The organism is Curtobacterium sp. ZW137 (genome assembly GCF_003762905.1).
Lineage (GTDB): Bacteria > Actinomycetota > Actinomycetes > Actinomycetales > Microbacteriaceae > Curtobacterium.
Genome location: NZ_RJKS01000001.1, coordinates 1,039,969 through 1,059,824, shown reverse-complemented (window position 1 = coordinate 1,059,824; position 19,856 = coordinate 1,039,969). Strand labels below are relative to the sequence as shown.

The following is a 19,856-nucleotide window of genomic DNA, read 5'->3' as shown; positions in this document are numbered from 1 at the left end:
CGGCAGTTCTTGGACTCCGTCCAACAACTCAGGTCGCCTGTCGATCTCGTCCGGAGCCGGGGCCTGTAGAATCGTCGGATCATGGCGCAATTCGGATCCCTCTCTGATCGGCTGACCGAGACCTTCCGCAACCTGCGGACGAAGGGACGACTCTCCCCGGCGGACGTGGACGGCACCGTCCGCGAGATCCGTCGGGCCCTGCTCGACGCCGACGTCGCGCTCGAGGTCGTCAAGGCCTTCACCGCCGCGGTGCGTGAGCGTGCCCTCTCCGACGAGGTCAACCGCGCGCTGAACCCGGCGCAGCAGGTCGTCCAGATCGTCAACGAGGAACTCGTCGGCATCCTCGGCGGCCAGCAGCGTCGTCTCGAGTTCGCGAAGAAGCCGCCGACGGTCATCATGCTCGCGGGCCTCCAGGGCGCCGGCAAGACGACCCTCGCGGGCAAGCTCGGCAAGTGGCTCAAGAAGGACGGCCACACCCCGATGCTCGTCGCGGCGGACCTCCAGCGTCCGAACGCCGTGCAGCAGCTCCAGGTCGTCGGCGAGCAGGCCGGCGTGCACGTCTTCGCCCCGGAGCCCGGCAACGGCGTCGGCGACCCGGTCAAGGTCGCGAAGAACGCCATCAAGGCCGCGGTCGACCAGCAGTACGACACCGTCATCGTGGACACCGCCGGTCGTCTCGGCGTCGACGCCGAGCTCATGAAGCAGGCGGCGAACATCCGCAAGGCCGTCGACCCGGACGAGGTCCTCTTCGTCATCGACGCGATGATCGGTCAGGACGCCGTCACCACCGCCCGCGCGTTCCAGGAAGGCGTCGACTTCACCGGTGTCGTCCTGTCGAAGCTCGACGGTGACGCCCGCGGTGGTGCAGCCCTGTCGGTCGCCAGTGTCACGGGCCGCCCGATCATGTTCGCCTCCACCGGTGAGGGCCTCGACGACTTCGAGCCGTTCCACCCGGACCGCATGGCGAGCCGCATCCTCGACCTCGGCGACATCCTGTCCCTCATCGAGCAGGCGCAGGGCGCCTTCGACGAGGAAGAGGCGCGCAAGGTCGCGGACAAGATCGCGACCGACAACTTCACGCTGAACGACTTCCTGCAGCAGATGCAGCAGCTGCGCAAGGCCGGCTCGATCAAGGGCATGCTCGGCATGCTCCCCGGTGCCAAGGGCATGCGCGAGGCGCTCGACAACTTCGACGAGCGCGAGATCGTCCGCACCGAGGCGATCATCCAGTCGATGACCCCGAAGGAGCGCGAGCTCCCGAAGCTCCTCAACGGCTCGCGTCGTCTCCGCATCGCGAAGGGTGCCGGGTCGACCGTCACCGAGGTCAACCAGCTCGTGAACCGCTTCGAGCAGGCGGCGAAGATGATGAAGACCGTCGCTCGGGGTGGTGTGCCGCAGATGCCGGGCATGGGTCCGATCCCGGGCATGCACGGTGGCAAGAAGCAGCAGCAGGGCGGCGGCAAGAAGAAGTCGAAGGTCGGGAACCCGGCGAAGCGTGCGGCGATCGCGGCCGGCACGGCGGCTGCGCCGCAGCAGGCACCGCAGGGGTCCGGTCTGGGTCTCGGTGGCGGCGCCAAGGGCGGCAAGGCGCCGACCGAGGAAGAGCTGGCGAGTCTGCAGAAGTTCCTCGGTCGCTGACGCGACCACCTGAGCGACGGGAGGCCCGGTGCCAGCTGGCACCGGGCCTCCCGTCCGTCGTCTGGTGACGCGCGTTCTTTCCCATCACGGGTGCGCTGGAAAGTCGAATCGCGCGTAGGCGGTCGAAACTTCCGACCGCCCACGCGCGATTCGACTGACCACGCGCGAAACGACCCGGGCAGGTCAGAGGGAGTCGGTGAACTCCTGGACCAGGTGGCGGACGACGGCGCGCAGGTCGCCGCCGTTCTCCTGCGCGACCTTGAGCTGCCGCTGGTAGGACGCACCGCGCTCGATCATCGTGTCGAGGTGGTGCAGTTCCTCGAGGCAGCCGAGCCGTTCGGCCACGGGGTCGAGCCGGGTGACGAGGTCGTGCACCTCGTCGGTGACGAGCCGCTCGTCGCCGGCGGTGTTCGTGATGATCTCCGCCTCCATCCCGTAGCGGGCGGCACGCCACTTGTTCTCGCGGATGAACCACGGCTGCATGGTCGGCAGGGTCTCGCCGGCGTCGAGCCGGTCGGAGCACGCGGTGACGAGGCACTGCACGAGTGCGGTGACGGCGCCGACTTCCTGCAGGGTGGAGATGCCGTCGGACACGCGGTTCTCGAGCGTGCCCCACTTCGGCGACGGCCGGATGTCCCAGCGCAGGTCGCCGACGCCCTCGATGACGCCGGTGTGGGTGAGGTCACCGACGACCTCCTCGAAGTTCGCCCACGCGCCGAGCTGCGGCGGCAGGCCACCCGTGGGGAGCTGCTGGAACATCAGGGCACGGTTCGACGCGTACCCGGTGTCGGTGCCCGCCCAGAACGGGCTGGAGGCGGTGAACGCCTGCACGTGCGGCACGTACGCGAGCATCGCGCCGAGGATCGGCAGGGCCTTGTCGCGGTCGTCGATCCCGACGTGCACGTGTACGCCCCAGATCAGCATCTGGCGCCCCCACCAGCGGGTCCGGTCGATCAGCGTCGTGTAGTGCTCGCTGTCCGGGGTGATCTCCTGCTGGTCCCAGACCGCGAACGGATGCGTGCCGGAGCACATGACCTGGGCGTCGAGGGGTGCGGCCGCGTCGATGACCTCGCCGATGGTGCCGGACAGCTCGCTCGTCGCGTCGCGCACCCGGGAGTGCACACCGGTCACGACCTCCACCGTGTTGGTCAGGAGCTCCTCGGTGACCTTGTCGTGGTCGCCGAGCCGCTCGTGCACGGCGGCGATGACGGCGGGGGCGCGAGGGGTCAGGTCGCCGGTCTCGCGATCGACCAGCGGGAGCTCCCACTCGACGCCGATGGTCGACGGGCGGGACTCGGTGAAGCGGATGTCCATGGAGCCATCCTGCCGGGGCGTTGTCGGACACGCACAAGGAAGAGTTGTCCCCATCGTGCGGATCGGTTTCTCAGGACCTTCCCACCGGGACTACCGTAGAAGCGCTCAACAGGGAAGAGGAACGCATGCAGCTGGTCGTACGCGGTACGTCCGCACCGCTCGTCGGAGAGCTCGACATCCCGGTCTCGAAGTACCACGCGCACCGCGCGCTGGTGCTCGCGTCCCTGGCGAAGGGGACGAGCATCGTCTCCGGGATCAGCACGACGCGGCAGGTCGAGTGGACCGTCGGCACCCTCCGTGCGCTCGGGATCGACATCAAGCGCCGCGGGAACGAGTACCACGTCACCGGTCTCGGCGGGCGGTACGAAGCGACGGACGTCGTCGACCACGGGTCACGCGGCGCCGACGGCATCCTCAACATGGGCTCCTCCGGCACGACGCTCTACTTCATGACGGGCCTGGCGTCCCTCGCGGACAAGCCGATGACCCTGTCGGGCATGAAGTACTTCCAGCGCCGCCCGATCAAGGCGCTGCTCACCTCGCTGACGCAGATGGGCGTCGAACTCGAAGCGACGAACGACTGCCCGCCGGTCACCGTCCAGCCGAAGCGCCCGCGCGGCGGCGACGTGCAGATCGCCGGCACGCTCTCGCAGTGGATCTCCGGCCTGCTCCTCGTCGCGCCGTTCGCCGACCAGGAGACCCGGATCCACATCACCGGCGGCCGTCTCAACGAGCAGCCCTACGTCGAGCTGACGGTGCGCATGATGCGCCAGTTCGGCCTGACGGTGGAGGTCTCCGACGACTGGCTCGAGTACCGGATCCCGGCGAACCAGCAGGCGACCCCGCACGACTACGTGATCCCGCCGGACATCGGGTCGGCCGCGTTCGGCATCGCCGCCGCCGGCATCCGCGAGTCCAACGTGCTGCTCCGCGGCATGACCTCGTTCACGACCGCCGACACGGACCACCCGGAGAGCGAGTTCCTCGACCTCGCGACGGCGATGGGCGTGCCGATGCGCATCGACGAGGAAACGGGCTTCGTGCGCATCGAGCACGACGGTTCCCCGCTGAAGCCCCTCGACATCGACTGCCAGCCGATCCCGGACCTCCTGCCGATCCTGTCCACCATGGCGACCTTCGCCGAGGGCACGACCCGGCTCTGGAACGTGGCGCACATCCGCCTCAAGGAGTCCGACCGCGTCGCGGCGATGCTCCAGCTGAACCGGATGGGCGGCCGCGCCGAGCAGGGTGCCGACGAACTCCGGGTGACGGGCGTCGGCGCGGGGGAGCTGCACGGGGCCTCGATGTCCTCGTTCAACGACCACCGCGTCCTGATGTCGCTCGCGGTCGCCGCGTCCAAGGCCGAGGGTGTCTCGGCGATGACGTACCCCCGTGCGTACCGGATCTCGTACCCGACCTTCCTCGAGGCGATGAACTCCGTCGGCCTCGAGATGGAGGTCGGTGACGCCGAAGCAGCGATGGCCGCGGCCGACGCCCGTGCCGACCGCGCGGACGTGGCGAACCAGCACACCGACCTCGGTGAGGACACCGACGCGGTGACCCGCGCCGAGGACCTCCCCGAGCTGACCGGTGTGGACGCCGACCCGCTGGTCCTCAGCGAGAAGGTCCGCACCCTCTCGCAGGAGGACCCGGACGGCCTCGCCGTGATCGAGGTCGGCGGCCCGGAGCCGGTCAACACGACGTGGAAGGAACTGCAGGACGAAGCCGACAAGGTCTCCGCGCTGCTCCTCGAGCTCGGGGTCCGCACCGGCGAGTCCGTCGCGATGCAGCTCCCGAACTGGCGCGAGTTCGTCTCCATCACGCTCGGCGCGATCCAGATCGGCGCCGTCGCGACGCCGATCATGCCCGTCTTCGGCCCGCGCGAGACCACGATGACGCTGGCGCGCTCCCGTGCCCGCGTGGTGTTCCTGCCGAACGTGTTCCGGAAGCGCCGTCCCGCACTCGAGCTCCTCGACGTCGTCGACGAAGCGAAGGCGCAGAACCGCCGCCTCGCGGTCGAGCACGTCGTCGTCATCCGCTCGGAAGCCCGCGGCCAGGGGGACACCCCGACCAACCAGGCACCCCTGCCCGCTGATGCCGCCGAGCGCGTCGCCGCGAGCGAGTGGAACTGGCGGTACTTCGACACGGCGCTCGAGAGCGTCCAGGTGGACGTCGAGCAGATCGCCTCGCACGCCCCGACCCCGGACGACATCTGCCAGCTGCTCTTCACCTCCGGCACCACCGGCGAGCCCAAGGGCGTGCAGCACCCGCACCGCACGCTCGGCCTCGCCACGGCGATGCACGTCGCGCAGTCCGGGTTGACGAGCGCGGACCGGATCTACATCCCGTCGCCGCTCGCACACCAGACCGGGTTCCTCTACGGCATGCTGCTGGCGTTCCGCCTCGGCGCACCGCAGGTCATCCAGCCGGTGTGGGACGGCCGTGTCGCCCTCGAGCAGGCCTTCGGTGCGGCCGGCGCGACGTTCGTGCAGTGCGCGACGCCGTTCCTGACCGACCTCGTCGACCTGGTCGAGGCCGGGGCCCCGCAGCCCGAGGCGCTCCGGATCTTCGTCCCGACCGGTGCCGCGGTTCCCCGTGCGCTGGCCCAGCGGGCGGCGACGGTGCTCGGCACCGCGATCCTCGGTGCCTTCGGCACGAGCGAGACGTGCCTCGGTGCGCTCTCCAGCCCGACCGACGACCCGTCGGACGCGTACGGCCACGACGGCCGTGCCCTGCCCGGGATCACGATCCGCATCGTCGACGACGAGGGCAACGAACTCCCGGCGGACACCGAGGGCAACTTCGAGCTGTACTCGCCGACGATGTTCGACGGCTACCTCGACCGCCCCGACCTCACCGACGACGTCTTCACCGAGGACGGCTGGTACAAGACCGGCGACCTCGCGAAGCTGTCCGAGCAGGGCTTCCTGTCCATCACCGGACGCATCAAGGACGTCATCAACCGTGGTGGCGAGAAGATCCCGGTCGTCGAGATCGAGAACCTGCTCTACCAGCACCCGCTCGTCACCGACGTCGCCATCGTGGCGATGCCCGACGAGCGTCTCGGGGAGCGTGCCTGCGCGTTCGTGGTGTCGGCCCGCGCGGACGAGTCGCTCGACTTCGACGCCATGCAGCAGTACCTCGAGGCTGCCGGCGTGTCCAAGTACTACTGGCCGGAACGGCTCGAGTACATCGCCGAGCTGCCGCGCAACGCGGTCGGCAAGGTCCAGAAGAACGTCCTGCGCGAGCAGGCTGCAGCGCTCGTCGCGACCAAGGAGAACGAATGATGACGATGGTGATGGAAACCGCCGCCGAGCAGGACTTCCAGCAGCTCAAGGCCGAGGTCACCGAGTGGGTGCGCGGCCGTGGCGAAGAGTGGGCGAACGAGATCGAGCGCACCGGCCAGGTCGCGCCGGAGCTCTTCCAGGAGCTCAAGGACAAGGGCTGGCTGAGCCTCGCGGCGCCGACCGAGCTCGGTGGGCGCGACATCCCGTTCTCGCGCTACCTCGAGATCATGGAGATCGTGTCGCGCTCGCACGCGTCGATCCGGATGCTCGTGCACGTGATCAACGGCACCTGGCGCGCGATGGCCCCGTACGCCACCCCCGAGCAGATCGAGGAAGTGGTCAAGCCCTCCGTCGCCGGTGACAAGCTCGTCGCGTTCACGCTGACCGAGGCCACGGCCGGCACCGGCGCGGACATCCGCACCACGGTCCGCCATGATGGCGACACCTACGTGATGAACGGCGAGAAGCACCTCATCACGTTCGGCGTCAAGTGCGACTACTGGCTGATCGCGGCCCGGCTCGAGGGCACGACGGGCCAGGACGGCACCGTCGCGTTCCTGATGCCGAACACCGGGCTGCCGGGTGCTGAGGTGATCGACGACTCGGACACCATGGGCATCCGCGGCACCGACCACGCGATCCTCCGCTTCACGGACACCCCGGTCCCGGCCAGCGCGCTGCTCGGGGAAGTGGGCCAGGGCCTCGAGGTCGCGCTCGGCGGCTTCCTCCTGCCGAGCCGCGTCTCGGTCGCGATGAGCGCCGTCGGGCTGGCCGAGCGGGCGAACGAGCTCGCCGTCGAGTACGCCAACGAGCGCGAGACGTTCGGCAAGAAGCTCTCCAGCCGCCAGGCCATCCAGTTCTACATCGCGGAGAACTACGCGGACATCGCCGCTGCGCGTGCGCTCGTCCTCGAAGCCGCCCGCGCCTACGAAGAGAGCCGCCCCGATGCCGGCACGCTCTCCAGCGCCTCCAAGATGGTCGCGGTCGACATGCTCGCCCGCGTCACGGACAAGGCACTGCAGGTGCACGGCGGCCAGGGCTACTGGAAGCGCAACGCGATCGAGCGCGTGTACCGCGACGCCCGCGCGCAGCGCTTCGAAGAGGGCACCAACGAGATCCAGAAGCTGGTCGTCGGCCGCGCCGTCGTGACCGGCCAGGCCGGGTTCTAGCCGCAACCAACCACCGGACGGGAGGCCCGGTGCGGGCCCGCCCCGAGCCTCCAGTCCGTCTCGCACCACGTCAGCAAAGGACACAAGTGACCGACAGCACCGCACCCATCGCGCTCATCACCGGCGCCTCCCGCGGCATCGGCCGTCTGCTCGCGCAGAAGCTCGGCCAGCGCGGCGTGACCGTCGTCGTGACGTACAAGGGCAACGCCGACCTGGCCGAGGAGTCGCTCGCCGACGTCAAGGCCGCCGGTGGCGACGGGATCACCGCCCAGGTCGACATCGAGCAGCCGGAGTCGATCGACGCCCTGTTCGACGTGGTGCGCGACACGTACGGTCGCCTCGACTACTTCGTCGCGAACGCCGCCGCGAGCGCCTTCAAGCCGGTCGCCGACCTGAAGCTGCACCACCTCGACCGCAGCTACGCCACGAACGCCCGCTCGTTCGTGCTCGGTGCCCAGCGCGCCGCACAGCTCATGGACAAGGGCGGCCGCATCGTCGTCGTCACCTCGTACGGCTCGCTCCGTGCGTTCCCGACGTACGCCGCGCTCGGTGCCGCGAAGGCGATGAGCGAGTCCTACATGAAGTACATGGCGGTCGAGTTCGGTCCGCGCCAGATCACCGTGAACGCGGTCAACGGCGGGCTCATCGACACCGACTCGCTCGAGTACTTCTACACGAAGGTCCCCGGCCAGGCGCCGATCGAGACCGTCTACGAGAAGCTGCCGCTGCAGCGCCCGGGCACCGCGGACGACATGGCGGACGCCGTGGACTTCCTGCTCTCCGACAAGGCGTCGTACATCACGGGTCAGGTCCTCTCCGTCGACGGCGGGCTCACCGTCATCGCGCCGCCGTACTGGGCGGACACGACGTCGCCGCTCCGCGACGCGGTGCTGCCGTCGGACGGCTCGGTCACGAACGCCGCGGACGCCTCGTAGCCATGACCGTCGCCGCTCCCGACACCGCCGTCGCGACCGTCGCGTCCCCGTGGACGCTCGGCCCGCTGCACCTGCCCAACCGGGTCGTGATGGGGTCGATGCACACCGGGCTCGAGGTGCACGACGACGGCGGGGTCGGGATGGCGGCGTTCTACCGTGAGCGTGCGGCCGGCGGTGCCGCGTGCATCATCACCGGCGGGATCGCGATCTCCGACGGAGCGCGTGGTGGCCCGGACTTCGCGGTGTTCGGCGTCGACGGCGCGGACGAGCGGTTCCGCCTCGCGGTCGAGGCCGTGCACGAGTCCGGCGGCACCATCCTCGCGCAGCTGTTCCACGCCGGCCGGTACGCGCTCGTCGCGGGCATGACGGACCGGCACGGCGCTCCGCAGCGTGCGGTCGCGCCGTCCGCGCTGCCGTGGGCGGCCGCCCGTGGCGTGGTGCCGACGGAGCTGACCGGCGCGGAGGTCGAGCAGACCATCGCGGACTTCGCCGCCGCGGCGCGGAGTGCCCGGGACATCGGCTTCGACGGCGTCGAGATCATGGCGTCCGAGGGCTACCTCATCAACCAGTTCGCGTCGCCGCTGACGAACCTCCGCGACGACGAGTGGGGCGGATCGGCTGCTGCGCGGCGGCGGTTCCCGGTCGAGGTCGTCCGCGCCGTGCGTGCCGCAGTGCCCGACCTCGCAGTCACGATCCGGCTCTCCGGTGCCGACCTGATGCCCGGTTCCTCCACGGACGACGACGTCGACGCCCTGGTGCACGAACTCCTGCCGCTCGGGCTCGACGGCATCTCGGTCGGCATCGGCTGGCACGAGTCCCGCACCCCGACCGTGCAGGCCGCGGTGCCGCACGGGGCGTGGCTGTCCTACGCGGAGCGCATCGCCCGGGTGGTGCGCGCCTCGGATCACCCCGACGTCCGGGTGATCGCGTCGAACCGGATGACGGACCTCCGCGACGGTGAGGCCGTGCTCGCGGACGGGCTGATCGACGCCGTCGCCCTCGCGCGCCCGTTCCTCGCCGACCCCGAGATCGTGTCGCGTTCCCTCGGCGGACGATTCGACCTCGTCAACACCTGCATCGGCTGCAACCAGGCCTGCCTCGACCGCTCGATCATCGGCCAGCCGGTGTCCTGCCTGGTGAACCCGCGCGCCGCACGCGAAGTCGCGTTCCCGGCGCGGCCCACCGCCGAGCCGAAGCGCGTCGACGTCGTCGGCGGGGGACCGGCCGGTCTCGCCGCCGCGGTGGACGCCGCACGGCGCGGGCACCGGGTCACCCTGTGGGAAGCAACGGACACGCTCGGCGGTCAGTTCGGCCTCGCCGCGCTCGTCCCCGGGAAAGAGGACTACGCCGCGACCATCCGGGCCGCGCGCACCGAGCTCCACGACCGGGGTGCCACCGTGCACCTCGGCCGTGCGGCGACCGCTGCCGACCTCGCCGACAGCGAGGCCGTGGTCCTCGCCGCCGGGGTGGTCCCGCGCCTCGTCGACATCGCGGGCGCCGACCTGCCGCACGTCCGCTCGTACGAGCAGGCCCTCCGCGAAGGTGTCCCTGACGGCACCGTCGCGATCATCGGCGGCGGTGGGATCGGGGTCGACACGGCCGCGTTCCTCACCGAGTCCCCGGACGAGGTCGTGCGCGCAGCGGAGTTCGCTGCACGCTGGGACCTCGCCGTGGCGACCGAGGTCGTCGGCGACCTGCCGCAGCGCCAGCCCACGGCGCTCCGGACCCTGCGTCCCGGCGACCAGGTCACCGTGCTCCGCCGCTCGGGCAAGTTCGGGCAGGGCGTCGGGCTCACCTCGCGCTGGGTCGCCCTCGGCCGGCTGCGCGACGCCGGGGTGCGCATGGTCGGCGGTGTCCAGGAGTACCTGCGCATCGAACCCGGTGCGCTCTGGATCCGCGACGAGGACGGCGCGGAGCGCATGGTCCCGGCGGACAACGTCGTGATCTGCGCGGGGCAGGAGCAGGCGATCGACACCGACGGTGACGACCCCACCGGACTGGTGTCGGGCCTCCAGGCCGCGGGGGTGCCGTACGCCGTCGTCGGCGGCGCACGCGACGCCCGGAGCGTCGACGCGGTCCGCGCGACGTCCGAAGCGCTCGAAGCCGTGCGCGCACTCGCACCGTAGCGGCGCGTCCCGGCTCGCTTCTCGGGCCGACATCTGTAAGAATGAACGGTCGAAACGTGTCCGCTCGACCCTCTATCCAGCGGATCACGTATCTCTCGAGCTTCCACCGCGCGTGCCCCCACGCCCGCGGTTCCGGTTCAACCACAACAACACGCAACAGGAGCATTTGTGGCTGTCAAGATCCGTCTCAAGCGTCTCGGTAAGATCCGGGCGCCGTACTACCGCATCGTCGTCGCCGACTCGCGCACCAAGCGCGACGGTCGCGTCATCGAGGAGATCGGCAAGTACCACCCGACCGAGGAGCCCTCGTTCATCGAGGTCAAGTCGGACCGTGCGCAGTACTGGCTCGGCGTCGGCGCGCAGCCGACCGAGCAGGTCGCGGCCCTCCTCAAGCTGACTGGCGACTGGGCCAAGTTCAAGGGCGAGAAGGACACCGAGTCCAAGGTCCAGGTCAAGCAGCCGAAGGAAGCCTTCGTCGTCGACTCGTCGAAGAAGGCCGTCCTGAAGCCCAAGTCGGAGAAGAAGGCCCCGGCCGCTCCGGCCGAGGCCGACGCTGACGCAGAGACGACCGAGGCGTAATTCCTTGCTCGAATCCGCGCTGACGCACCTCGTCAAGGGGATCGTCGATCACCCTGACGACGTGCGCGTCGCCAGTTCCACCTCCGCGCGGGGCGAGGTCCTCGAGGTGCGCGTGCACCCCGAGGACCTCGGCCGCGTGATCGGACGCGCCGGTCGGACCGCCAAGGCGCTCCGCACCCTCGTCACGGCTCTCGCCGATGGCAAGCGGGTGCGGGTCGACGTGGTCGACACCGATTCCTGACGAGGCGACCCAACTCCGGGTGGGTCGCATCACCAAGGCGCACGGGCTCAAGGGCGGTCTGAAGCTCGAGCTCTACACCGACGACCCGGATCGTCGGTTCACGCACGGAGCGGTCTTCACGCTCCAGGTCCCCGACGACTCACCGTGGTCGGGGAAGACCATCGCCATCGACGAGCTCCGCTGGTACAACGGTCACCCGGTCGCCTTCTTCGAGGGCATCGCGGACCGTTCCGGCGCCGAGACGCTCGCGCGGGCGATCCTCTGGGTCGACCAGGACCCGAACGAAGAGACCGGCGAAGAAGACGCCTGGTACGACCACCAGCTGGTCGGCCTGAGCGTCGTCCGTGACGGCGTCACCGTCGGCACGGTCGCCCGTGTCGACCACCTGCCGGCGCAGGACCTGCTCGCCGTGTCGACGCCCGACCGGGGCGAGGTCCTCGTGCCGTTCGTCTCCGCGATCGTGCCGTCCGTGGACATCGCGGCCGGCATCGTCACGGTCACGCCCCCGCAGGGTCTGTTCGAGGACCCCGAGGACACGTCCCGACCCGAGACGTTCTAGCCGTGCGCATCGACATCGTCACGATCTTCCCGGAGTTCTTCGGGGTGCTCGACGTCTCGCTGCTCGGCAAGGCACGGCAGGGCGGGCTCCTCGACCTGCACGTGCACGACCTCCGCTCCTGGACCACCGACCGGCACCGCACCGTCGACGACACCCCGTACGGCGGCGGTGCCGGCATGGTGATGAAGCCGGAACCGTGGGCACAGGCGCTGTCCTCGATCCTGCGGTCCGACGGCTCGTCGACGCTCGTCGTCCCGACCCCGGCCGGCACCCCCTTCACGCAGTCGATCGCCCGGTCGCTCGCCGCGGAGTCCGACCACCTCGTGTTCGCCTGCGGACGCTACGAGGGGATCGACGCCCGTGTGTTCGAGTGGGCGGCGTCGCGCTGCTCCGTCGTCGAGCTCTCGCTCGGCGACTACGTGCTGAACGGGGGCGAGGTCGCGGCGATGGCCATGATCGAGGCCGTCGGGCGACTCGTCCCGGGGGTCGTCGGCAACCCCGAGTCCCTGGTCGAGGAATCGCACGAGGACGGCCTGCTCGAGTACCCGTCCTACACGAAGCCCGCCGTCTGGCGTGACCTGTCCGTTCCCCCGGTGCTGCTGAGCGGCCACCACGGGAACGTCGCCGCGTGGCGGCACGAGCAGCAGCTGGAGCGGACGCGGCGCGTCCGGCCGGACCTGCTGCCGGAGGACGGCGCGTAGGTTCCAGCGGTCTCGCGGGGGTTCCGCGCGTAGGCAGTCGTTTCGCGCGTGGGCAGTCGTTTCGCGCGTCGGTGGTCGTTTCTTTCGACCACCGACGCGCGTTTCCGCTTTCTCGCGCGCGCGGCATGGGACGAAACGGTCCACGGCCGGGAGGCTCGTGGCGGGGCCGCCACGAGCCTCCCGGCCGTCACACGGTTGCGTCTGCGCGCTGGGCGCGACGCAGCGTCAAGATCTCGGGACCGGTCTCGGTGACCGCCACGGTGTGCTCGACGTGCGCAGCACGGGACCCGTCGACGCTCTTGAGGGTCCAGCCGTCGTCGTCCTGGTACAGCTCGGCGGTGCCCTGCATGAGCCAGGGCTCGATCGCGACGACGAGCCCGGGGCGGAGCTTCAGCCCGCGCCCGGGGCGACCGTCGTTCGGGACGTGCGGGTCGCCGTGCATCGTGCGGCCCACGCCGTGACCGCCGAACTGCAGGTTGACGTCGTAGCCGCCCTGGTGCGCGACCTCGCCGATGGCGTGGGAGACGTCGCCCAGCTTGTTGCCGGGCGCCGCCTGTGCGATGCCCGCCGCGAGCGCGCGTTCCACCGTGTCGATGAGGCGCTGGTCCTCGGCCTGGTGCGCGCCGACCTGCACCGTGACGGCCGAGTCGGCGACCCAGCCGTCGACGCTCGCGGCGAAGTCGAGGCTCACGAGGTCGCCGTCCTGCAGGGAGTAGTCGAACGGCAGTCCGTGGAGTGCGGCGTCGTTGACGGAGGTGCAGAGGTTCTTGCCGAACGGTGACTTGCCGAAGGACGGGTGGTAGTCGACGTAGCAGCTCACCGCGCCGCGCTCCGCGATCATCCGCGCGGCCACCCGGTCGAGGTCGAGGAGGTTCACGCCGACGTCCACCGTCGTGAGGAGCTCGTCGAGCACGTCGGCGACGAACCGGCCGGCGACGCGGAGTCCGTCGAGTTCAGCGGGGGTGCGGAGTTCGATCATGCGTCCATCCTCCCGTGTTTTCTGCCTCCGCTGTTTTGTGCGGTGCGACCTCTGTGGCAGTATGGACAGCTGTGCCCTGGCTGGACTCTGCCACGGGGGAGTCGCCGACACCGGGCACATCACCACTTCATCCAATTCGATCCGCGGCGACCCGTGTGCGTCCGCAGAGAGTGACCCAATCATGAGCCAACTCCTCGACAACGTCGACGCAGCATCGCTGCGTACCGACGTCCCGGACTTCCGCGCCGGTGACACCGTCAAGGTCCACGTCAACATCATCGAAGGCACGCGTTCGCGTATCCAGGTCTTCCAGGGTGTCGTCATCGGCCGTCAGGGCCACGGCCTCGGCGAGACCTTCAAGGTCCGCAAGGTCAGCTTCCAGGTCGGTGTCGAGCGCTGGTTCCCGGTGCACTCCCCGATCATCGACCACATCGAGGTCGTCACCCGCGGTGACGTCCGTCGCGCGAAGCTGTACTACCTGCGCGAACTGCGCGGCAAGGCGGCCCGTCGCAAGATCAAGGAGAAGCGCGACAACTGATCGCCTTCACAGCGAGCGTCCGCGAGCCGGACTCTGCTGGCAGCCCCTCGTCCATGTACGGTTGTGCATCGACGGGGGGCTTTCCCGTTGCGCGGGTCCGGCCCGCGTGGGCCCCTGTTCTGCCCGCCCGCGTGGGCCCTGTTCTGCCCGTTGCGCGGGTTGTGTTCTGAACGAGAGCGGAAATGACCGACACCACCGAGGAACCGGGGCGCAGGCCCCGTCCGCACAAGCAGCGGAACGGTGTCCTGACCTTCCTCCGCGACCTGCTCATCATCTTCCTCGCGGCACTCCTGGTCTCGTTCCTCGTCAAGACGTTCCTGATCCGCTCGTTCTACATCCCGTCCGCGTCGATGGAGAACACGCTGCAGATCAACGACCGCGTGATCGTGAACGAGCTCGTCCCCGACACGGTGTCGCTCAAGCGTGGCGACGTCGTCGTCTTCAAGGACCCGGGCGGATGGCTCACCGGGTCCGAGGTGCCGAGCGTCACGCCGACCTCGCAGCCCGCGAAGGCGATCGACTGGCTCCTGACCCAGGTGGGGCTCGGGACCGGTGACAGTGACGACCACCTCATCAAGCGCGTGATCGGTCTGCCCGGGGACAAGGTGGCGTGCTGCAACGACCTCGGCCAGATGACGGTCAACGGCGTCCCCATCAAGGAGCCGTACCTGAAGCTGCCTGCGGGGGAGACCCGCGCATCCGGGACCGACTTCTCCGTCACCGTGCCGAAGGGCACGATCTGGGTGATGGGCGACAACCGCTACGACTCCAAGGACTCCCGGTACAACGGCGACACCCCGTCCAAGGGCTTCGTTCCGCTGTCCGACGTCACCGGGCGTGCGTTCGTGATCTCCTGGCCGACCAGCAGGTGGACCTGGCTCGACGACTACCCGGACGTCTTCGCCGGCGTGGAGGAGAAGGACAAGTGACCCCCGTCCGCCCGTCGCTCCGCCTCGAGAAGTCCTACTTCGCCGAGGGCCGCGTGACGGTCATCGGGGTGGACGAGGTCGGACGCGGCGCGATCGCCGGACCGGTCGCCGTGGGGGTCGCGGCGGTCACCGTCGACGTGCGCCGGGTGCCACAGGGGCTCGCGGACTCGAAGCTCCTCTCCGCGGCACGTCGTACCGAGCTCGTCCCCGTCGTCACGCGGTGGGCCCGCACGGCGGTGGGCATGGCGTCGGCCGAGTTCGTCGACGAGCGGGGGATCATGCCGGCGCTCGGACTCGCGGGAGCGCGTGCGCTGGCGTCGCTCGCGTCGTCCGGGGTGTCGTTCGACGGCGCGATCGTGGTGCTCGACGGTTCGTTCGACTGGTTGTCGAGCGCCCTGCCGCCGTCGTTGGCGCCGGTCTCGTCGCCGCTCGACGTCGTGGTCCGTGTGAAGGCGGATCGCGACTGCGCCTCGGTGGCGGCCGCGTCGGTCGTCGCCAAGGTCGAGCGTGACGCCCTGATGGTGGCCGCGCACGACGACGCCCCGCACTACGCGTGGGCGTCGAACAAGGGGTACGGGTCGACGGCGCACTACGACGCGATCCGGGCGGTCGGGCCGCACGCGCTGCACCGGAAGAGCTGGCTGCACGCCGCGTCGAGCGTCGCGCTGGACGGGTTCGACGAGCTCGTGGGGTGAGGTCGTCCGCGGTGCGCGGATGAGCTCGTGGGGTGAGGTCGTCCGCGGTGCGCGTGTGCGCCGTAGACTGTGGGCGCAATGGATGACGACGAATTCGACGACTACGACCGAGAGGTCGAGCTCGCTCTCTACCGTGAGTACCGCGACGTCGTGGCGCAGTTCCGCTACGTGGTCGAGACCGAGCGACGGTTCTACCTCGCCAACGAGGTGGAGCTCGCGCGTCGCGACACCGAGCACGACTTCTACTTCGAACTGACGATGAACGACGTCTGGGTGTGGGACGTCTACCGTTCCGACCGCTTCGTGAAGTCCGTCCGCGTGCTGACGTTCAAGGACGTGAATGTCGAAGAACTCACCTCGCGTGAACTCGAACTCCCGAAGGAACTCGCACTCGACGAGTGATCGTCATTTCGACGGAATCGCTGTGAAACGCCCAGTGCATTTCCGTGGGTGATGTATTTCCCGCTACGCTGGTCGGGAAATACATCCACCGTGCAGAGGAGTACGTAATGGCGCAGAAGGTCACCGTTCAGCTCGTCGACGACCTCGACGACTCACCGATCACCGCGGGCGACGGTCGTACCGTCGAATTCGCATTCGACGGATCCACCTACGAGATCGACTTGAGCAACGACAACGTCGACAAGTTCCGTGAAGCGATCTCCGACTACGTCGCCGCAGCGCGCAAGGTGAGCGGGCGCCGCACCGGTGGGACCGCGCCGAAGTCCGCGCCGAAGCGCGGCAATTCCGAAGAACTCGCGAAGGTCCGTGAATGGGCCAAGGAGAACGGGTACGAGGTCTCGACCCGCGGCCGTATCTCCACCCAGGTGCAGGAAGCGTACGCAGCCGCACACTGACCCTGCTCCGCGAAGCCCGGTCGACCGTCATGGTCGGCCGGGCTTCGTCGTTCCTCCACAAGGGCTCTCGAGTGCACCGCCGTCCACAGGTCTTCGTGACGGGCTTGGGTTCTGCGACGGCTTCGCGAGTCTTGCCGCATGGGAACAGCGACATTGGGAGCCCGCGGCGAGACGATCGCCGCCGAATGGCTCGAAGCACACGGCTACACGGTGGTCGAACGGAATTGGCGGTGTGCCCGCGGCGAGATCGACATCATCGCCCGACATTCCGGTGATCTCGTCTTCATCGAGGTGAAGGCCCGCGCCGGCGCCACGACCGGGCATCCGCTCGAGGCGATCACGGCAGCGAAACTCAGTCGGTTGCGGCGCCTCGTACCCGCCTGGTTCGCGGCACATCCCGAAGCGTCGGCGCGGCACATCCGGATCGACGCGATCGCCGTGCACGTCCTCGGCGCTGGCTCTGTCGTCGAGCACGTCGAGGCGATCGCATGACCGAGATCGGTCGCGCCGCCGCCGTCGCGCTGCTCGGGGTGAGCGGACGTCTCGTCGAGGTCGAAGCACACCTGACCAGCCAGCTGCCGGGGTTCAGCATCATCGGCCTGCCCGACACCTCCCTCGGCGAAGCCCGGGAACGCGTCCGCTCGGCGGCGACGAACGCCGGGTGCCCGTTGCCGGCACGGCGGATCACCGTGAACCTGACGCCCGCGGCGATCCCGAAGCGGGGATCCGGCTTCGACCTGGCGATCGGGATGGCGGTGCTCGCCGCCACGGGCACCGCGCCGCGGGCGTCCGGCCGTGTCGTCTACATCGGTGAACTCGGGCTCGACGGTCGAGTCCGTCCGGTCCCGGGCGTGATCCCGATGACCCTCGCGGCACGGGCGGCCGGAGCCGACCGCGTGGTCGTCCCGATCGGGAACCTGGACGAAGCACGGGTCGTGCCCGGAGTCGTCGTCCACGGCGTCGACTCACTCCGCGGGGCAGCGATCGACGCGGGTGCGCTCCTGCCGCCGGTCGAGGTCGACCCGGTCCTGCTCGAGTCACCCGCCGACACCGCGATGCCGCTCGCGGAACTCGGCGACGTCGTCGGCAACGAAGTGGGCGTCCGCGCGATGATCGCGGCCGCCGCCGGTGGGCACCACGTCCTGCTCCTCGGACCACCCGGAGCGGGCAAGACCATGCTCGCCGAACGGCTGCCGGGCATCATGCCCGACCTCCGTGGTGAAGCCGCGCTCGAAGTCGCGGCCGTCCGCTCCGTCGCCGGGCTCGGATCCCGGTCGTGGACCACACGGCCGCCGTGGGAAGCCCCGCACCACTCCGCATCCGCAGTCGCGCTCATCGGCGGCGGGTCCGGCACCATCCGACCGGGCGCGGTGTCCCGGGCCACCCGGGGGATCTTGTTCCTCGATGAAGCCCCCGAGTTCCCGCGGGTCGTGCTCGATGCGCTCCGACAGCCACTCGAGTCCGGGCGCATCACCGTGCACCGTGCTGCCGGCGCCGCCGAGTTCCCGGCACGGTGTCAGGTGGTCCTCGCGGCGAACCCCTGTCCGTGTGGCCACGCCGGCGCCCGCCCCGACCTCGGCGGTCCCGCGTGCGACTGCAGCCCGACGACCGTCCGGCGGTACCTCGGACGGATGTCCGGGCCGCTGCTCGACCGGATCGACATCCGCGTGCACGTGCAGCGAGTGACGACCGGCGCGATCCGACGTGCCGACGGGGCGACCCCGACGAGTGCGGGCGCCCGGGGGATCGTCGCGACCGCGCGGGACCGGATGACGACGCGGCTCGAGGGCACCGGGTGGGGCACGAACGCCGAGGTCGCGGGCAGTTGGCTGCGCAGAGCCGGACGCTCGGAGCCGGGGGCGACGTCGCTCCTCGACCGCGCACTCGACCTCGGCACGCTCACCATGCGGGGATGGGACCGGGTCATGCGCCTGGCGTGGACGATCGCCGACCTGGACGGCGTCGACCGTCCGGGTGAGGCGCAGGTCAGGGCCGCTCTGGCACTCCGGAGCGCACTGTGATGCCGGCGACTCAGGCCCGACCCGAAGCAGTCGACCTGCGGTCGGTTCGGCCGTGGGGCCTGCCCGAGGACACCGCCGACGCCCTCGCGCGCATCGCGTGGAGCACCATCGTCGAGCCGGGTGACTCGACCGCGGGCCGGCTCGTCGCGATGCTCGGAGCGTCGCGGTCGCTCGGCCTGGTGCTCGACACGATCAACGGCCGCGGCTCGTCGATCGTTCGTGCCTGCTGGGACTCCGGCGAGGTCACGGGCGACGACCTCCACTCGCTCGAGCCATCGCTCGACGCCGGGCTCGCGCGGTGGCGCCCCCGTGCCGACCGAATCGACGTGGCCGAGGTCGTCCGTGCCGCGGCAACCGTTGGCGGAGCGCTCGTCCTGCCCGGCGACCCGGACTGGCCGACGCGGTTCGACGACCTCGAGGCCCACGCACCGCTCGTGGTCTGGAGCCGAGGCACTCCGCTCGCCGACCGGTCACCCCTGGTCCACCCGCCGACGCTCGCCGTCGTGGGGTGCCGGGCGAACACGCTCGCCGGCGCCGAAGCCGCGGCAGAGATCACGTCGTCCGCGGCCGATGCGGGATGCACCGTGGTCAGTGGCGGCGCGTACGGGATCGACGCCGTCGCGCACCGGGTGGCGATCGCCGCGGGCACGCCGACGGTCGCGGTGCTCGCCGGCGGGATCGACCAGCTGTACCCGACGGGGCACGTCGAACTCCTGCGCAACGTCAGCCGGCAGGGGGTGCTCCTCGCGGAGTCGCCGCCCGGCACCCGGCCGACACGGTGGCGGTTCCTCGCCCGGAACCGGCTGATCGCCGCGCTCGGGGATGCCGTCGTCGTGGTCGAAGCCGCAGCCAGATCCGGCGCGCTCAACACCGCCAACCACGCGGCGCAGCTCGGGCGGCCGGTCCTCGCCGTACCCGGCGCGTTCTCCTCGCCCGCGTCCGTCGGGTGTCACCGGCTCGTCGCCGACGGTCGTGCCGTGCTGGCCGTCCGCCCCGAGGACCCCGCGCGGGCGGCGATCGCGGCGCACTCCGGAGTGGACCGGTTCGAGGACACCGCGCTCACCCTCAGCGGGCCGGCCGAGGACCCGGAGGTCCTGCGGGTCATCGACGCGCTCGGACGCCGCCGGGCGACCACGACCATCGACGTCGCCCGACGATCGGGGCTGTCGGTCATGGCCGCCACGGACGCGCTGGCACTCGCCGAGCTGCAGGGGCTCGTCCACCGCCGGTCCGACGGTTGGGCGGCCGTCCCACCTCCAGCGAGGCGGTCGTGATCGCGCGTGCACGA

At 70.3% G+C, this 19,856-nt stretch carries 19 protein-coding genes; 17 read left to right on the top strand and 2 right to left on the bottom strand.

What is annotated here, in order from left to right:
- The first annotated feature begins 81 nt into the window (after positions 1-81).
- Complete coding sequence (ffh, locus tag EDF55_RS04945) at positions 82-1,638, top strand: signal recognition particle protein (protein ID WP_123653753.1); 1,557 nt, start codon at positions 82-84, stop codon at positions 1,636-1,638.
- 183 nt (positions 1,639-1,821) lie between these two features.
- Here ffh and EDF55_RS04940 read toward each other — a convergent pair whose 3' ends face one another.
- Positions 1,822-2,952 carry a glutamate--cysteine ligase gene (locus tag EDF55_RS04940; RefSeq protein ID WP_123653752.1) on the bottom strand — a complete coding sequence of 377 codons (1,131 nt, stop codon included), beginning with the start codon at positions 2,950-2,952 and terminating at the stop codon, positions 1,822-1,824.
- A 125-nt stretch (positions 2,953-3,077) separates the two neighbouring features.
- Between EDF55_RS04940 and aroA the strand changes: the two genes are divergently transcribed.
- From aroA to trmD, 8 genes are all read left to right on the top strand, one after another.
- Entirely contained in the window at positions 3,078-6,239 is a 3,162-nt protein-coding gene (gene aroA / locus EDF55_RS04935; RefSeq protein WP_123653751.1) for a 3-phosphoshikimate 1-carboxyvinyltransferase, read from the top strand.
- Between the two features lie 5 nt (positions 6,240-6,244).
- Positions 6,245-7,408, top strand: a complete 1,164-nt coding sequence (locus tag EDF55_RS04930; protein WP_221180721.1) for an acyl-CoA dehydrogenase family protein — start codon at positions 6,245-6,247, stop codon at positions 7,406-7,408.
- An 86-nt stretch (positions 7,409-7,494) separates the two neighbouring features.
- Positions 7,495-8,343, top strand: coding sequence for an SDR family oxidoreductase (locus tag EDF55_RS04925; RefSeq protein ID WP_123653749.1), 849 nt, complete (start codon positions 7,495-7,497; stop codon positions 8,341-8,343).
- A gap of 2 nt (positions 8,344-8,345) precedes the next feature.
- Positions 8,346-10,469 (top strand): FAD-dependent oxidoreductase, encoded by a 2,124-nt coding sequence (locus tag EDF55_RS04920; protein WP_123653748.1) that lies wholly within the window; start codon positions 8,346-8,348, stop codon positions 10,467-10,469.
- A gap of 168 nt (positions 10,470-10,637) precedes the next feature.
- Entirely contained in the window at positions 10,638-11,048 is a 411-nt protein-coding gene (gene rpsP, locus EDF55_RS04915) for a 30S ribosomal protein S16 (protein ID WP_123653747.1), read from the top strand.
- 4 nt (positions 11,049-11,052) lie between these two features.
- Entirely contained in the window at positions 11,053-11,289 is a 237-nt protein-coding gene (locus EDF55_RS04910) for an RNA-binding protein (RefSeq protein ID WP_022905822.1), read from the top strand.
- Positions 11,246-11,848 carry a ribosome maturation factor RimM gene (gene rimM, locus EDF55_RS04905; RefSeq protein ID WP_123653746.1) on the top strand — a complete coding sequence of 201 codons (603 nt, stop codon included), beginning with the start codon at positions 11,246-11,248 and terminating at the stop codon, positions 11,846-11,848. The genes EDF55_RS04910 and rimM overlap by 44 nt, the downstream gene beginning before the upstream one ends.
- A 2-nt stretch (positions 11,849-11,850) precedes the next feature.
- On the top strand, positions 11,851-12,549 hold the full coding sequence (gene trmD, locus EDF55_RS04900; protein ID WP_123653745.1) for a tRNA (guanosine(37)-N1)-methyltransferase TrmD: 699 nt from the start codon (positions 11,851-11,853) through the stop codon (positions 12,547-12,549).
- A gap of 187 nt (positions 12,550-12,736) precedes the next feature.
- On the opposite strand, the gene map is transcribed toward trmD, so the two are convergent.
- On the bottom strand, positions 12,737-13,528 hold the full coding sequence (gene map, locus EDF55_RS04895) for a type I methionyl aminopeptidase (RefSeq protein ID WP_123653744.1): 792 nt from the start codon (positions 13,526-13,528) through the stop codon (positions 12,737-12,739).
- A 181-nt stretch (positions 13,529-13,709) separates the two neighbouring features.
- Here map and rplS point away from each other — a divergent pair, with 181 nt between their 5' ends.
- The 8 genes from rplS to dprA all read left to right on the top strand — a co-directional run bounded on the left by rplS (position 13,710) and on the right by dprA (position 19,842).
- On the top strand, positions 13,710-14,066 hold the full coding sequence (gene rplS / locus EDF55_RS04890; RefSeq protein ID WP_056126034.1) for a 50S ribosomal protein L19: 357 nt from the start codon (positions 13,710-13,712) through the stop codon (positions 14,064-14,066).
- Positions 14,067-14,248: 182 nt separating this feature from the next.
- Positions 14,249-14,995, top strand: coding sequence for a signal peptidase I (gene lepB / locus EDF55_RS04885; RefSeq protein WP_123653743.1), 747 nt, complete (start codon positions 14,249-14,251; stop codon positions 14,993-14,995).
- On the top strand, positions 14,992-15,690 hold the full coding sequence (locus tag EDF55_RS04880; RefSeq protein ID WP_123653742.1) for a ribonuclease HII: 699 nt from the start codon (positions 14,992-14,994) through the stop codon (positions 15,688-15,690). The genes lepB and EDF55_RS04880 overlap by 4 nt, the downstream gene beginning before the upstream one ends.
- A 78-nt stretch (positions 15,691-15,768) precedes the next feature.
- On the top strand, positions 15,769-16,092 hold the full coding sequence (locus tag EDF55_RS04875; RefSeq protein WP_111115750.1) for a DUF2469 family protein: 324 nt from the start codon (positions 15,769-15,771) through the stop codon (positions 16,090-16,092).
- 44 nt (positions 16,093-16,136) lie between these two features.
- Positions 16,137-16,547 (top strand): Lsr2 family protein, encoded by a 411-nt coding sequence (locus EDF55_RS04870; protein ID WP_395869866.1) that lies wholly within the window; start codon positions 16,137-16,139, stop codon positions 16,545-16,547.
- A 138-nt stretch (positions 16,548-16,685) separates the two neighbouring features.
- A complete protein-coding gene (locus EDF55_RS04865; RefSeq protein ID WP_123653741.1) occupies positions 16,686-17,039 on the top strand; it encodes a YraN family protein in 354 nt (117 codons plus the stop codon).
- On the top strand, positions 17,036-18,568 hold the full coding sequence (locus EDF55_RS04860; RefSeq protein WP_123653740.1) for a YifB family Mg chelatase-like AAA ATPase: 1,533 nt from the start codon (positions 17,036-17,038) through the stop codon (positions 18,566-18,568). Before EDF55_RS04865 ends, EDF55_RS04860 begins: the two co-directional genes overlap by 4 nt.
- Positions 18,568-19,842 carry a DNA-processing protein DprA gene (dprA, locus tag EDF55_RS04855; RefSeq protein ID WP_123653739.1) on the top strand — a complete coding sequence of 425 codons (1,275 nt, stop codon included), beginning with the start codon at positions 18,568-18,570 and terminating at the stop codon, positions 19,840-19,842. Before EDF55_RS04860 ends, dprA begins: the two co-directional genes overlap by 1 nt.
- The last annotated feature ends 14 nt before the right edge of the window (positions 19,843-19,856 follow it).

Excerpts from the sequence above, each read along its gene's own strand:
- EDF55_RS04875 (WP_111115750.1), top strand. The coding sequence starts at position 15,769 with ATGGATGACGACGAATTCGACGACTACGACCGAGAGGTCGAGCTCGCT.
- map (WP_123653744.1), bottom strand. The coding sequence starts at position 13,528 with ATGATCGAACTCCGCACCCCCGCTGAACTCGACGGACTCCGCGTCGCC.
- aroA (WP_123653751.1), top strand. The coding sequence starts at position 3,078 with ATGCAGCTGGTCGTACGCGGTACGTCCGCACCGCTCGTCGGAGAGCTC.
- lepB (WP_123653743.1), top strand. The coding sequence starts at position 14,249 with ATGACCGACACCACCGAGGAACCGGGGCGCAGGCCCCGTCCGCACAAG.
- EDF55_RS04920 (WP_123653748.1), top strand. The coding sequence starts at position 8,346 with ATGACCGTCGCCGCTCCCGACACCGCCGTCGCGACCGTCGCGTCCCCG.
- ffh (WP_123653753.1), top strand. The coding sequence starts at position 82 with ATGGCGCAATTCGGATCCCTCTCTGATCGGCTGACCGAGACCTTCCGC.
- EDF55_RS04940 (WP_123653752.1), bottom strand. The coding sequence starts at position 2,952 with ATGGACATCCGCTTCACCGAGTCCCGCCCGTCGACCATCGGCGTCGAG.
- rimM (WP_123653746.1), top strand. The coding sequence starts at position 11,246 with ATGGCAAGCGGGTGCGGGTCGACGTGGTCGACACCGATTCCTGACGAG.
- dprA (WP_123653739.1), top strand. The coding sequence starts at position 18,568 with ATGCCGGCGACTCAGGCCCGACCCGAAGCAGTCGACCTGCGGTCGGTT.
- EDF55_RS04865 (WP_123653741.1), top strand. The coding sequence starts at position 16,686 with ATGGGAACAGCGACATTGGGAGCCCGCGGCGAGACGATCGCCGCCGAA.
- EDF55_RS04930 (WP_221180721.1), top strand. The coding sequence starts at position 6,245 with ATGGTGATGGAAACCGCCGCCGAGCAGGACTTCCAGCAGCTCAAGGCC.
- EDF55_RS04860 (WP_123653740.1), top strand. The coding sequence starts at position 17,036 with ATGACCGAGATCGGTCGCGCCGCCGCCGTCGCGCTGCTCGGGGTGAGC.
- rplS (WP_056126034.1), top strand. The coding sequence starts at position 13,710 with ATGAGCCAACTCCTCGACAACGTCGACGCAGCATCGCTGCGTACCGAC.